Raw genomic sequence first — 13,395 nt, forward strand, 5'->3', positions numbered from 1 at the left:
ATGCTGAAGACCGCGACCGAAATTACTCCGTTCAGCCTGGCGAACGCTCCTTACCTAATCGAGCGCATATTCCCTTCTATGAAGATATCAGCCGAGGCGCAGAAAGAGCGCAAGGCTGGCTCCGGTCAGACGTTGACGGCACTTGGTTCATACTGGAAAGGGCGAAAGCCGCTAGTCCTAGTGAGAGCTTGCCTGCTTGGGGGGCTGCTACCGGCGACATCGAACCTCGAACGCGACTTAGAGGTGTTTGAGATGCTCATGGCGTTGGATGATCAAGGGCTGGCGACACGCAGCCACAAGAAGTCCTCACCAGGTACCGAGTTCCCTTATGAGGAAAGGATCAAAGACCTTCGCCGTCCCGAACACCTCGGCGACTTCCTGACAAATGAGCAGTGGCAGTTAATTAACGGGCACCTCGGCACGTCAGCCGCGAGCTTATCAGACCTCATCAATCAACTAGGGATCATGCGCTTCGGCCGAACTCCAGTTGTTTCCGACGTTTTCTCAGGAGGCGGCTCCATACCTTTCGAGGCATCACGTATCGGCTTCGACGCTGTCGCTGCTGATCTCAACCCCGTGGCTTGCATGCTCACTTGGGGCGCGATGGAGATTGTAGGCACTAATGTTACAGAAGCTGCCGCTATTCGCCAACGGCAGGAAGCCTACGCGCAGGCGTTCAACGACGAAGTGCTGAAGCTCGGCCTAGATACCGATGCGTCAGGTAATCGCGCAAAGGCTTACCTGTTTTGCTTAGAAACCACCTGTCCTGCCACAGGTTGGAATGTTCCACTGTTACCCTCTACCGTGATATCGGAAGGATCGAGAACAGTTGCAGTCTTGGTTCCGGACGAGAAGAGTAAGACTTACCGTATACGCATCCATCAGGCGGCGGACGCCGATGAATTCAGAACGCTCTCCACAGGAACTGTGAAGGGCGGACGAATCGTTCATCCAATGAACGAAGACGTTCACGGGGTGAGTGTTTCGTCTATTCGCGGTGAAACAAGTACATCGAATACAAATTCGCTTCGACCATGGACGAAAGAGGATGTAGCGCCTCGCCCGCAGGATATTTTCCGCGAACGACTTTATGCTATTCAGTGGCAAAGGCCTGACGGAGGCATTTTCTTCAAAGAAGTTACCGACGAGGACGTTGCGCGCGAAAGTTGGATTGAGGGCTATGTCGCTGCCAATCTGGCAGACTGGCAGCAAGATGGCCTGGTTTCTGATATGGCCATCGAAACCGGCAAAGAAAATGAGGGGCCGATAAGGACCAACGGGTGGACCTATTGGCACCATATGTTCACGCCACGGCAGATAGTTTATCACAAGATTCTCGCATCTATTGCGCCATCAGATCCTGTGATGTCCCTAATTAGGGCAAAAGCGCTAGACTATTGCAACAAGTCGAGTCAGTGGCGTCCGCGCGGCGACTATCCAGAACAGCTATTCTCGGGACCCTCTCTAAAGACGATGTTCAATTGGGGCGTACGGGCTTCAAAACCTCTAATGGAGACCGTTCTCACCACGTTTTTCTGCTCACCGCGCGCAGGGTCCTACAAGCTGCTTACCCAGCCTGCTGGAGCCATGAACTGGTCATCCGATCTCGTCGTTACCGACCCGCCTTACTCTGACTCGGTTGTTTATGATGAGATAACCGAATTCTTCATAGCCTGGTTGAGGAACTCTCATGCACCTCAATTTGACAACTTTACGTGGGACAGCCGCCGTCGCCTTGCCGTGAAGGGACAAGGTGAACACTTCCGAGCCGGGATGGTAAGTTCATATCGAGCTACGACTGAGCACATGTCAGACAATGGCCTTCAGATCGTTATGTTCACGCATAAAGACAGTAAAGTCTGGTCAGATATGGCCCAAATATTTTGGGGCGCCGGTCTACAGGTGATTGCAGATTGGTACATAGCTACTGAAACAACGTCCGAAATAAAAAAGGGCGGGTACATCCAGGGAACTCACATAATCATTCTTCGCAAGAGAGATGGAAGCGAGAGCGGGTACTCAGACGAAGTAACTCAAGAAGTCAAAGACGAAGTTGCTCGGCAGATCGAAGATATGGTCGGGCTGAACCAAAGCCTTCGCGGTCATGGTCGCAGCGAGAACCTCTTCAACGACGCTGACCTTCAGATGGCTGGTTACGCCGCCGCGCTGCGCGTGCTGACGAAGTACGTGAAGATCGATGGCAAGGACATGACCGTCGAGGCGCTGCGTCCTCGTGCGAACAACGAGCGTACCTTGATCGACGACATCATTGAGTATGCCGTTCAGGTGGCAAACGAACACCTCGTACCAGAAGGGATGAGTGAGCAGACCTGGCGGAAGTTGACCGGAACCGAGCGATTCTATCTGAAGATGATGGACATCGAGACTACGGGGTCAAAGAAGGTGGACAACTATCAGAACTTCGCAAAAGCCTTCCGAGTATCCGACTACGGGGACCTGATGTCCTCGGTGACTGCCAATGGCGCCGCATTGAAAACGGCGGTCGATTTTGGCAAGCGTCAGATGGGTGACGATGAGTTCGGCTCGTCGCTGACACGGGCAGTGCTGTATGCGCTCTGGGAGATGAAAGGTGGCGTCTCAGATGAAGACGTTGTCAGTCATCTCCGGGACCTCACAACCGACTACCTGGACCAGCGAGCGGACCTGCAGGCGATAGCCACCTACATTGCTTCCAAACGGAAGCAGATCGATGTGACGGAATCGCAGAATGCCACTATCCTGGCGGGGCTGATTAAAAACGAACGCCTTGGATAGTCACTGAAGATGGACGAGAAGCTTGCGAGTATTCCGTTTGCAAAGACGGACTTCATCACCAGGTTCTCGTCCCGCCATAGCACCCACGTCGTATTCCTAAAGGACCGCCTTAAAGGCGCGGTCTCGTATGACCGTATCGCTGGCTACTTCCGCTCATCGATCTTCGAACTGATCCACGAAGAGGTATCCGCAATCGATAAGGTCCGGATCATCTGCAACAGTGATCTGGACCCACGCGATGTAGCGGTTGGCAAGGCCGCAGAAGACGTGGTCCAGCGCACGATGCTGGAGAAGTGGAACAGTGAGGACGATCCGGTTGCATCGCTGAGAGATCGTGCCAGGTATGGCCGCCTTTACGAGTTGCTCAAGGCGGGCAACGTCGAGATCAAGGTGGTGTCGCGCGACGACGCCCCTTTCCTGCACGGCAAGGCCGGCGTGGTGCGCTATCCAGACAGCACAAGCACGGCCTTCATGGGGTCGATAAACGAGACTGCGCAGGGTTGGGCGCGATCTTACGAACTCGTTTGGGAAGATCGCTCTCCTGATGGCACCAATTGGGTGCAGGCAGAGTTCGACGAGCTCTGGAAGATAGGTCGGCGGCTCCCGGAAGCAGTTGTCGAGGAGATCGGGCGTACCGCCCGGAAGGTTCAAGTTAAGCTCGAGGCTCTACCAGCGGACAAGGTTGGCCAGTCGGCATTGGTGGAGTCTCCGCTCTACCGTCGAGGCGAAGAGCTCATGCCGTGGCAACGCGCTTTCGTGACCCTATTCCACAGACACCGCGAGCAGTTCGGCAAGGCACGCCTACTTCTTGCTGACGAAGTTGGAGTGGGCAAGACGCTGTCGATGGCGACGGCAGCACTGGTTTCGGCGTTGCTCGGCGATGGTCCGGTGTTGATCCTATGCCCAGCAACACTCGGCATCCAGTGGCAGACAGAGTTGCTGGATAAGCTAAACGTGCCAACCGCCTTGTGGTTATCCTCAAAGAAGATGTGGCGCGATCCTCATGGTCACCTGATCCGAACCCGCGGTGCGGAGGACATCACCCGCTGCCCCTACCGAATAGGAATCGTGTCCACCGGGTTGATCGTGCAGGACACCAAGGAAGTCGAGCACCTCTTGCGCCGACACTACGGTATGGTCATCCTAGATGAAGGGCACAAGGCACGGAAGCAAAGGGCGCTGGGTAAGGACCCTGTGGCCGGTAACCTGCTGAAGTTCATGCTGCAGATCGCCGAGCGCGCACGGCATTTGATCATCGGCACAGCCACGCCAATCCAGACTGAGGTGGACGAACTCTGGGATCTGCTGGAGATCCTCAACCGGTCAGCGACGCACGTCCTTGGTCGCGAGATGTCGGCGTGGCGCCGTCCGGATCAGGTCAGGGACATCTTGACCGGCGACGTTGCCGTCGAGGATGAAGCTGAGGCTTGGAATCTGCTCCGGAACCCACTGCCGCCGCGAGACGATGCTCCACTGTTCGACAACATCTATCAGGATCTAGGCTTCGAAGGTCCGATACACGACTTCACCGACGAGTCCTATACCGAGTTGCAGTCCTTCACTCGCGAGGACCTCGTCGACAACTTGCGCGGCACCATCAAAGGACTGCGGTTCTTCCAGTACCACAATCCGATCAGCCGTCATGTCGTTCTACGTCGCCGGCGCACGCTGGAAGACGCGGGTCTGATGAAGAAGATCGCCGTCGAGATGTGGCCGAAGACCCACGACACGAATGTCAGGTACTTCGAGGGTCAGGCCGTAAAGACCAGCGGTGATTTTGACCTGGCTTACGAAGCCGTGGAGAAGTTCACATCGGCCTTGGCGCAGCGGGTCAAGGGCGCTGGGTTCATGAAGAACCTTCTTCGTCAACGCATATGCTCCAGCGTTGCATCAGGGCTGTCGACATGTCGAAAGCTAATCGAGAAGCGGCAGCTCGACGACGATGAGGTGGTTGAAGACGAGCTCGACGAGCTGCTCGCAGAGGACCCGGACTTGGCGACGGTCTTCTCTAATGAGGTTCGGCATCTTCAGGAGGTCATCTATCACCTGGAGCGAAATCCGAGCGACCCTAAGCTGGACACCTGCGTTTATTTCCTTGAGGAGAGGGGATGGTTGGATGACGGCTGCATCATATTCAGCCAGTACTACGACACCGCGCACTGGGTGGCCGAGAAGCTGTCGCACCACTTCCCCCAGGAGACCGTTGCGGTCTATGGTGGCGCCGGTCGGTCGGGCGTCTTCCTAAATGGTCAGTGGCGATCCGTCGATCGCGAAGACATCAAAAAGGCCGTGCGGGATTACACCGTGCGCCTGGTCATAGCCACCGATGCCGCTGCGGAGGGACTGAACCTTCAGACCCTTGCATCGCTGATCAACATAGATCTGCCTTGGAATCCGTCACGGCTTGAACAGCGCATCGGGCGCATCAAGCGGTATGGGCAGAAGCGCGACTTCGTCAACATGGCCAATCTCGTCTATCAGAACACGGTCGATGAAAAGGTTTATGACAAGCTATCCGCTCGAATGAAGGACCGATATGACCTCCTAGGGTCACTTCCTGATGTCATCGACGACGATTGGATCGATGACATCGAAGCGATGGAAGAGGGACTGAAGGACTTTACCAAGAAGAAGAAGAGCACCGCGGACGTGTTCGAGCTGCGCTACGGCAATTTCCTACAGGACGATGGATCCTCGTGGCAGCTCTGCGAGCAGGTGCTGGACAAAGACGAGGCCATGAAGGTTCTCAGCAGCGGTTGGTCATAGTGACCGGTATCTATGTGAGAGCACCTGAGGATGCCGATCGCTTGCTGACCACATTCCGATCGTCGGCGGCTCGAGTGCATGACTGGATCGCAGGTCAATCCGGTGAGCCGCTGGACATGTTGAAGCGTATGAAGTTCGAAGCTGTGGGTTTCCACCCTGTTGAGGACCGAGCACTCAACGTTGTTGAGCAGATTAACCAGACCTGGACCTACTTCGTGGCCGCAACTGCTGCAAAGCAGTTGCTCGAGCTTCACCCGGACGCAGGCGGCTTCCATCTAGCGCCCGGTGCCCATGCCTCACTCGAGCTCGACATCATGAGCGCTGTGCCTGGGTTGGTCGGCGCTGAGACCTTTGCTGCCGTGGACCCTAGGAACAATGGGAAGCTGCACCTGGACTTAGCCAAAATGGCCGGGCGATCGGAGACGCATCGGTACGTTTTCTTCTTGTCGCCGCTCTATGCCACAGCTGGTCGACAGGCGAAATTAGAACGCGACGGGGTTCAAGTGTGGTCGCTAGACTTCTAGCGCTGGCCCATCTACCTACCGATCCCACATCGACCCATCTTCCGACTCGTCTCTCCAGTTGATCTCCGGGGTGGCCGGCGGAGCGACGAAGCCAGCTCTAGTCGAAGGCGGCAAGGTAATAGTCCCGATCTTGCGCGGCGGTTCGGCTGAACTGGTCCGGAACGCCTCGTTGCTCCGCAGCCGAGCGAGAGCCTCTGCCGACAAGGGCACGTGCCGCGGTTGAGCAACAGGCTTGGTGGCCTTCCTGCCGCGCCCCTTCTTCTTTTTTGCTTTATCGGGCTTGGCAGCTGGCGCCACTGCCGTCCTCGGGCGCTTGGCTGAAAGCGTCTCTATTACCTTCTTAGTAGGTACGGGATCGGGAGTAGAAGGAGGCGTCTGCTTGGAGCCGGGCGGCTGCATCCAACTACCCGAGATCGTCCACCCCCTGATCCTGAGTTCCAGGTACTCGGCACCGGAGATCGCGTCGACGCTGATGGCCTTGACGGCATCGCCTTGTGCAGGGGCAGTCTCCGCGGGCTGACGTTCATCGGGAGGATCTTCCTTCGGAAGTGGAGGAAGGCGGGCCTCCAGGACGCCTGCCAGCAATATCCCGTCGGCCGGCGACATGGCGGGAACCATCGCAAACAGCGCGCTGGCCGCGACCTTGCGCACGAATTCTGCCTTCAGCTCCAGGGCGCCGATAACCGTCTCCTCGTCGAAGCGATCCAGCAGGCCCTTGATCGTCGCCATCCCGGTGGGAGTGAGCTTGCCTTTCCTGAGGTCGTTTAGGTCCGAGATCACCTCACGATCGCTGCGATACAGCCGGTGGTGCCGAACACGTCCATCGCTCTTCTGCTGATCGCGATGGGGCTTGCTGGGCGTCATCGACCGATGGCGTTGGGTGTCGCTTGTTGGTCTAATATCACGGTAGTCCGGTGGCTCGATCGTGCCGTTCTTGACGCCGAGCAGCTTCTCGCGCAGCAGACCGACGCTCTCGCCGGCAGCTTGCTTCTTGGCGACCTCGTCCTCGATCTCGAAGACATGGCGGATCCGGGCAAGTCGACGCAGTTCGAGCGCACGCACTTGCTTGTAGACTGGAGCCTGCTTCACGTCGGGGTTCTGAGGCGGCGCGGTGCCCGCGGCAATCTTCAGCGATATTCGCTGCATGTTGCGAGCAGCACCCTTGCTCATCTTAGACCCTCCCCCACTCGCCCAGCATGAGGTCATCGCGAGTTGATTGCAAGGGAGCGATATATTCTACGCTCTTGGCTGCTTCATAGTCATCCCACCGCCAGCCGCGCCGCACTCCGGGCAAGTCATAGCCTGCTTGAACTGGTAGTCGACCTCTACGTCTCCCATTTTCTCTATGACGGTATCGTAGACAACGACATGCTCATGGCCGCTGCCTGAAGAGCAGTGGCTGATCAGGACATACCCGCCGTCTCGGAACTGCGAGAGCCGCACTATGGGTTCGACGGGCTTCGGTGGATGATCGGGAACCCTCACCATGAGACGATTGCACCCTCAGATTAGTCTGAGCTGGATTAGACTAATCGCCCCTAGACTACGTGCCAAGGGCGCCAGTTGGCCGCCGCATCGTCGTCCCATCAACGCGTGCGCTGGTTCTATGCATAGCCGTCCAGCATCCTATCCATCGTTGATGGAGACGACGGATGAACTGGTTGGAACAAACACACTGGCTCGAGAAACGGCAAGGTTGGCTGGTGCGCGACGCATCGCACAACCGCCGGTGGACAATCACACCACCTGGTGCCGATGACTTCGTCTGCCTCACCCTGACACATTGGACGGCTGATGGCGTTGCGGTCGACACCGCGGTCGCGCATTGCATGAGCGTTGCGGAGGCACAGATATTTGCGGCGGCGCTCGACAACGCCGGCCACCCTGCCGGCACGAAGATGGACGAACTGCTGAGCGGCAAGGGCTTCAGGGAAGCACCCAGTTTTTCGCGTGACGTCGAACGTCAAGTCATGGATTCCATTCGCTGCTACTTGCCTAACGTCCATCGCGACATGCACTTCGAACGTCGGTGGTTCGGTTCAGACAATCTATCGGTTTTCATCACGACAAGCCGGCTGAGCGTGTTCCCCTTCTACTGCCTAACCATGCGGGATGACGGCATGGCGCAGCCAGACACCATCCTAGTAGAACCGCGGCTCTCCCGCATGGCGCAGTCGGACTACTATGGACAGAACGCTGCAACCCGAGACCCGGTAATCCCCACGTTCACGGTGGCCTGCCTTGCTATCTTGAGCAAGCGCCTCGAGCTAAATGGCTCGTATGCCGCACCCCTTGAGGACGGGCAGCAGTATGGGCTCATCGATCAGTTCGCAGCTGGCTATCGCTGGCCCGAGCCGGAACCCGAGCCAGAGCCGCTCATGCTCGGCATGGCCATGTAGGTCACGCCGCCTCCCAGACTTGGTTGAGGATCTTGGCAGCGATGGCCGACTTATCCTGGGGCAGGAACCGGCCATAGTGCTTGGCCACCATGTCCGGCGTATCCTGGATAGCGTAGGATGCCTGCTCGAACGACCCTGTCTGCTTGAGGATATGGGTCGCCAGGACGTCGCGGATGTTATGGGGCCCATGAGGCAGCAGGCCCTTGATGGCGCCGCGGCCCGTCCAGGGATTGTAGATCCCATATCTCTGGATGCTCAGGCGCCACGCCTCATAGAAACTGTTCTGATTGTAGCTGGCGTCAGCGCTGGTGCGCTTGCAGGTCTTCACGAAGAACGTGCCCGGGTCCGCAGCATTGCCGAGGAGCCGGGCACGGTGCCGGTCAATATAGGCTTCTATGGCGTCATAGAGACCCGCCAGGTCGGGAAGCACCAGTCGGAACGGCTTTGATCCAAAGAAGCTGGAGGTCGAGTTCTTGAAGGCCACGGAAGGGATCAGCACCTCCCAGCCTTGATCCCGATCGCTCCAGCGCAGCTCACCACGCTTCCTGTCCTCGAGGTGCCGCTCGGACGTCGGCATACGCCCGCGAGGGCAAACGAGGAGCTCTCGGAGGTTGCGCTGACGAAGGCCGGTGTGCATTCCCAGCCGCAGCAGCAGGAACGAGCGCACGGCCTCCGCTGCTTGTCGGGGGTAGCGGCGCTCATCGGGCATCAGCCGCATGATCTCCTCGGTAATCTTCCGGTACTCGCCGACCGGGCTGGCGGATTCGAGGATTGGCAGGATCGGCTCGAACGGATCCCTATGGACTCGAGCGACGCGTTCGATCTCGCGAATGCGATGTCTCGCATGCTTGTGGAAGAGCTCGCACGCAGCTTCCCAGTCAGACCTGGCGCTATCGATGTCCGCGTCGGTGATCATTCCGGGGATAGGCCGAAGCCGATCAGCAAGAGATGGCGTCTGGCGTATCCAGCCGGTCTCTGCTCGCGACATGCTCAATACGACGCTGAGCATGTCGACCTCCCACTTGGTGTAGAAACCACGTCTCTGTTCCCGCCACTGCAGGTACCAGTCCCAGACCGCTGGGAAGATCAGCATGGCGAAGCAGAGGCTATCGAGCGGTACGCCGGCGCCTTTAACCGTGCTTCGCGGACCGGATGCTAAGGCCCCGAACATCAGGCCCAGGTGCTCGACCTTCTGACTAGCAGTCTCCTCATTCCAGACTCCGTTGCGCTGGAAACCGAATGCGGTGAGCGTGGCCGTCTTGAACCGCAACAGGGCGTTCATCTCGGCGTCCAGCGCGGCCGGCGCGTCCATCACCGCCGACTGAAGCTCTTCGTCGAGATCGCTGACCTCGTCCTCAGGCTTGGGTGCTGCCCGTCGCGGCGAATTCTGGAAAGCGGTGAAGCGCACAGCATATCGCTGCCGCATGGCTGCAGCCTGGAACTGCCGGTAGTCGGTGGAGCCTGAGATGATGACGCGCCGCACCCACTCCAGGATCTCCTCCTGCTCCGCCTTCGGTCGCGTCAGGAAGTCATCGGGTAGGTGCCAGGCGAGGCGACGGCGTTCCGCTGTCGGCAGCCCGGCGAGGGTGACCCCACGGATGGCCCGGGCCTGATGCGGCAACTTGGCTTTGAAGTAGCCGAGCGGAAGGCGGTAGCGCCGTTCGATATTGTTGAGGACGACGAAGCTTCGAGCGGTCATGGGCAGAAGCTGGCCGGTGCACCATTTCATGAGAGTCCGCTGGTCCTGCGCCTCCCCTCGGGAATCCAGCGCCAGATAAAGGTGACGCACAGTGTCGCCGTGCCTACGCATATGGAGGTTGAGGGCATCACCGAAGCCGGCCGGATCCTCCCACTCGGTGAAGAGAGGCTCTGGGTGCTCGATGATCGGTTTCGGCGCCGGCCCAGGACGAGATCTTGCTTTGGAACGCTGATTGTCGCCGGTTGACGTCGGCTTGGTCGCAATTGGCGTGGACGGTGGCGGAACGGCATGCCCCTCCATGGCGATGGACCTGGCTACTGCATCAAGGACCGGCTGCAACCGCGGACCGGCTGCCTTTAATTTGTTCGCCTCGATCCCGGTAGCGTCGGCCAGCATGACCCAGTCAGCTTTGCTGCCTCTATAAGGCGGATAGGCCATCAACTCGATCAGCCCGACGAGATACTTCGTCATCACTTCGATCTCGTCGCTGTCGAGGACGGTCTTCAGCCTCAGCCGGCAGAAATCCGAAATCATGCGTGGGGTGAGGGAGCGGGTCTTCGGCATCGTCATCCTCCATGAAATAGGAGGATGGCGGATCGTAAAAATTCACTGTTGGATCAAGCTAACCAGCTGACGAACCTTTGTGATTTCCCCAAAAATGTCTGGGACAGAGGCGCCATCAACGACGTCACCTACACTTCGGCAACTCGTCCCATCGCGTTGTGTATCTGGGCGTCCGCATCTCAAACTTGGTCGAGAAAGCTTCTCGCTTGATGCCCATCACTGCCGGGAAAACGGTGACACGCCCCCAGCGCTTGTTGGCCGAGTCGAGAGCCTGCATGACCCTTGCAGCGCGCTCATGATCAAGGCCGTCGAACAGGGCCTGTTGAGACTCTGAGGGCGGTACCAAATCCTGCGTGACGATGCCGGCCTTGGCATAGCGGTATCCCGACTTCCAGAGCTGGTCGACTGCGCGTCGGCTGGCCTTGATCAGCGCCAGGGTGTAGTTGGTCGCCTCGGGCAGGTCCACGGTCATCGAGACACTGCGCTGCGGCTCGTCGTCATCGAACCGGCTGGTGTGCATGAACACGGTGACCTGGTCGGTGGCGAGGCCATGGCGTCGGAGCTTTTCGCCCAGTCTGGTGGCGTAGCCGGCCACCGCCTGTTCCATCTCGAGCTTGCGGGTGACGCGCTGCCCGAAAGAACGGGTGACAGCGCAGCCCTGGCGCACCGGCGGCACCGTCTCCAACGGCATGCAAGACCGCCCGTTGAGCTCATGGACCAGTCGCTCCCCCACAACGGTCATGAGCTGTCGGGCTTGCCGCGGCTCCAGATCGCGCACCTGGCCGGCGAACTGAATGCCCATGGCAGCGAGCTTGGCTTGGTTGGCGGGCCCGATGCCCCACACGTCGCCAATCGGGAAGTCGGCCATGACCCGAGCCCGCTCTGTGGTGTCGCTAAGATCAAGAACGCCATCAGCAAGCTTCTTGGCCGCCTTGTTCGCAAGCTTAGCAAGTGTCTTGGTCGGGCCAATGCCGACGCACGTCGGAATGCCCGACCACTGCTTGACCGTCGAGCGCAAGTCCTTCGCCCAGGTGGTCCGGTCTTTTACCGGCAGGCGGCTGACGTCGATGAAGCTCTCATCGATCGAGTAGACCTCCACGTCCGGGCTGAACCGATCATAGATCTGGTTGAGGCGCCGCGACATGTCTCCGTACAGCGCGTAATTCGATGACAGCGCCACGACGCCCTCTCGCCGGCACAGATCCTTGATCTGGAAGTACGGGTGACCCATCCGGATGCCCAGCGCCTTGGCCTCGTTGGTACGGGCCACAGCGCAACCATCATTGTTGCTGAGGACGATGACAGGGCGCTTCTCGAGCCGCGGGTCAAACACGCGCTCGCAGGAGCAATAGAAGCTGTTGCCGTCGACCAGCGCGAAGGCGGTCATTTCTTAAGGTCGCGAATGGTCGCAGTGACCACGCCCCACACCGAAACCTCTGTCCCCTCCGAGATCAGGAAGGCCGGAAGCTTCACGTTCTCATTCTGCAGCACGAACATGCCGCCGCGACGATGGAGACGCTTGAGCGTCGGTTCGCCGTTAATAATCGCGAGAACGATCGACCGATGCTTCGGCGCCAATGAGCGGTCAACGATGACGACGTCGCCCGGGAAGATTTTCACGTCGATCATGCAGTCGCCCACGACGCGCCACAGGAAGGTCGCGGTCGGGTTCTGAACCAGCACTTGGTTCAGGTCGATCATGTCCTCGATGAAGTCATCTGCCGGCGAGGGGAAGCCAGCATGGACGGTTTGGCCGACGAAGGGCACGCTCAGCTGGATCAGCGAGGACACGGGCACCGGCATGCGGTGGTCAGCGATGGCGGTGGTGAGGTCCATGTCGTCTCCGTCGTCGATTCCTTTTAGGATGAGCGACAGTCAAGAACAAAACAAGAACACTATTTGGGCTGGCTCGGTTGACAGCAGCGGCTGTCGATGGCCAGCGACGCCGATTCCGAACTTTCACTGAACTGGCCGACCTGGCGAGGTTCTGTTACCGACACGAACAAACGGAGCATCGGTAATGGCGAGACGCTGGCGAGGGGATCAATGGGGGGACAGCAGCAACGTCCTGGGTGGCCTGAGGCTGCTGGTTCTGGGGGAATCGCATTATCATGAAACAGCCCCGATCGGGACCGACATCCCCGATATGACTGAGCAGGTCGTCAGCCATCATTTGGCCGGCGGCAACTACCAGTTCTTCTCACGGATCGAGCGCCTGGTCATGGGTGAAGGTGCTCGCTACCAGCCGGCGGAGTTCTGGCACTCGGTCGTATTCTACAACTACATTCCGGTGGTCGCTGCTAACACCTCGCGCAAGCGCCCACCGGACGAGTTGTGGTATGGCGTAGCGCCTCGGCTATTTCAGGATCTGGTAAAGCAGATCGAGGCAGAGGCCATCCTGGTGTGCGGAACGCAGTTATGGCGTCGCATGCCCGCTGGCCTTGTCGAACGTCACGACGCCTATCAGGCCGGCGGACGGGGCTGGAGAGAGCGAGAGTACGAAGTCGCTATGCCATATCGAGCAATAGCAGCGCATATCCCTCACCCGAGCGGGTCTTTCGGTTGGAGCTTTGAAAGGTGCAGACCGGTGATCCAGCACTTAAAGCGTCGAGTGGACGAGGTGCGTGCTGAACTGGACGCTCCACCGATTGCCCCAGGCCATTAAGGG

At 58.7% G+C, this 13,395-nt stretch carries 9 protein-coding genes; 5 read left to right on the forward strand and 4 right to left on the reverse strand.

Translation table 11 applies throughout. From position 1 onward, the window contains the following. Genes CCK88_RS15855 through CCK88_RS15865 form a run of 3 tightly spaced genes read left to right on the forward strand, consistent with a single transcriptional unit; the run spans nucleotide 1 to nucleotide 6,065 of the window. Complete coding sequence (locus CCK88_RS15855) at nucleotides 1–2,775, forward strand: anti-phage-associated DUF1156 domain-containing protein (protein ID WP_086471542.1); 2,775 nt, start codon at nucleotides 1–3, stop codon at nucleotides 2,773–2,775. A 9-nt stretch (nucleotides 2,776–2,784) separates the two neighbouring features. Next, nucleotides 2,785–5,541, forward strand: a complete 2,757-nt coding sequence (locus CCK88_RS15860) for a phospholipase D-like domain-containing anti-phage protein (protein ID WP_086471543.1) — start codon at nucleotides 2,785–2,787, stop codon at nucleotides 5,539–5,541. Further along, nucleotides 5,541–6,065 carry a hypothetical protein gene (locus CCK88_RS15865; RefSeq protein ID WP_086471544.1) on the forward strand — a complete coding sequence of 175 codons (525 nt, stop codon included), beginning with the start codon at nucleotides 5,541–5,543 and terminating at the stop codon, nucleotides 6,063–6,065. The genes CCK88_RS15860 and CCK88_RS15865 overlap by 1 nt, the downstream gene beginning before the upstream one ends. Nucleotides 6,066–6,080: 15 nt before the next feature. Here the strand turns inward: CCK88_RS15865 and CCK88_RS15870 are convergent, their stop codons facing one another. After that, on the reverse strand, nucleotides 6,081–7,235 hold the full coding sequence (locus tag CCK88_RS15870; protein ID WP_086471545.1) for a hypothetical protein: 1,155 nt from the start codon (nucleotides 7,233–7,235) through the stop codon (nucleotides 6,081–6,083). Between the two features lie 482 nt (nucleotides 7,236–7,717). Here CCK88_RS15870 and CCK88_RS15880 point away from each other — a divergent pair, with 482 nt between their 5' ends. Continuing rightward, nucleotides 7,718–8,464: a hypothetical protein gene (locus tag CCK88_RS15880; RefSeq protein WP_086471547.1), complete on the forward strand. Its 747-nt coding sequence runs from the start codon at nucleotides 7,718–7,720 to the stop codon at nucleotides 8,462–8,464. A gap of 1 nt (nucleotide 8,465) precedes the next feature. Here the strand turns inward: CCK88_RS15880 and CCK88_RS15885 are convergent, their stop codons facing one another. The 3 genes from CCK88_RS15885 to CCK88_RS15895 form a co-directional block, all read right to left on the reverse strand. Next, nucleotides 8,466–10,733: a hypothetical protein gene (locus CCK88_RS15885; protein ID WP_170926521.1), complete on the reverse strand. Its 2,268-nt coding sequence runs from the start codon at nucleotides 10,731–10,733 to the stop codon at nucleotides 8,466–8,468. A gap of 118 nt (nucleotides 10,734–10,851) precedes the next feature. Further along, nucleotides 10,852–12,114 (reverse strand): Y-family DNA polymerase, encoded by a 1,263-nt coding sequence (locus CCK88_RS15890; protein ID WP_086471548.1) that lies wholly within the window; start codon nucleotides 12,112–12,114, stop codon nucleotides 10,852–10,854. Then, nucleotides 12,111–12,563, reverse strand: coding sequence for a LexA family protein (locus CCK88_RS15895; protein WP_244557563.1), 453 nt, complete (start codon nucleotides 12,561–12,563; stop codon nucleotides 12,111–12,113). The genes CCK88_RS15890 and CCK88_RS15895 overlap by 4 nt, the downstream gene beginning before the upstream one ends. 184 nt (nucleotides 12,564–12,747) lie before the next feature. On the opposite strand from CCK88_RS15895, the gene CCK88_RS15900 reads away from it, so the two are divergent. After that, nucleotides 12,748–13,392, forward strand: coding sequence for a hypothetical protein (locus CCK88_RS15900; protein ID WP_086471549.1), 645 nt, complete (start codon nucleotides 12,748–12,750; stop codon nucleotides 13,390–13,392). The last annotated feature ends 3 nt before the right edge of the window (nucleotides 13,393–13,395 follow it).

Origin of the sequence: Devosia lucknowensis, from assembly GCF_900177655.1 — a bacterium.
GTDB lineage: Bacteria > Pseudomonadota > Alphaproteobacteria > Rhizobiales > Devosiaceae > Devosia > Devosia lucknowensis.

Excerpts from the sequence above, each read along its gene's own strand:
- CCK88_RS15855 (WP_086471542.1), top strand. The coding sequence starts at position 1 with ATGCTGAAGACCGCGACCGAAATTACTCCGTTCAGCCTGGCGAACGCT.
- CCK88_RS15860 (WP_086471543.1), top strand. The coding sequence starts at position 2,785 with ATGGACGAGAAGCTTGCGAGTATTCCGTTTGCAAAGACGGACTTCATC.
- CCK88_RS15870 (WP_086471545.1), bottom strand. The coding sequence starts at position 7,235 with ATGAGCAAGGGTGCTGCTCGCAACATGCAGCGAATATCGCTGAAGATT.
- CCK88_RS15880 (WP_086471547.1), top strand. The coding sequence starts at position 7,718 with ATGAACTGGTTGGAACAAACACACTGGCTCGAGAAACGGCAAGGTTGG.
- CCK88_RS15885 (WP_170926521.1), bottom strand. The coding sequence starts at position 10,733 with ATGACGATGCCGAAGACCCGCTCCCTCACCCCACGCATGATTTCGGAT.
- CCK88_RS15890 (WP_086471548.1), bottom strand. The coding sequence starts at position 12,114 with ATGACCGCCTTCGCGCTGGTCGACGGCAACAGCTTCTATTGCTCCTGC.
- CCK88_RS15895 (WP_244557563.1), bottom strand. The coding sequence starts at position 12,563 with ATGGACCTCACCACCGCCATCGCTGACCACCGCATGCCGGTGCCCGTG.
- CCK88_RS15900 (WP_086471549.1), top strand. The coding sequence starts at position 12,748 with ATGGCGAGACGCTGGCGAGGGGATCAATGGGGGGACAGCAGCAACGTC.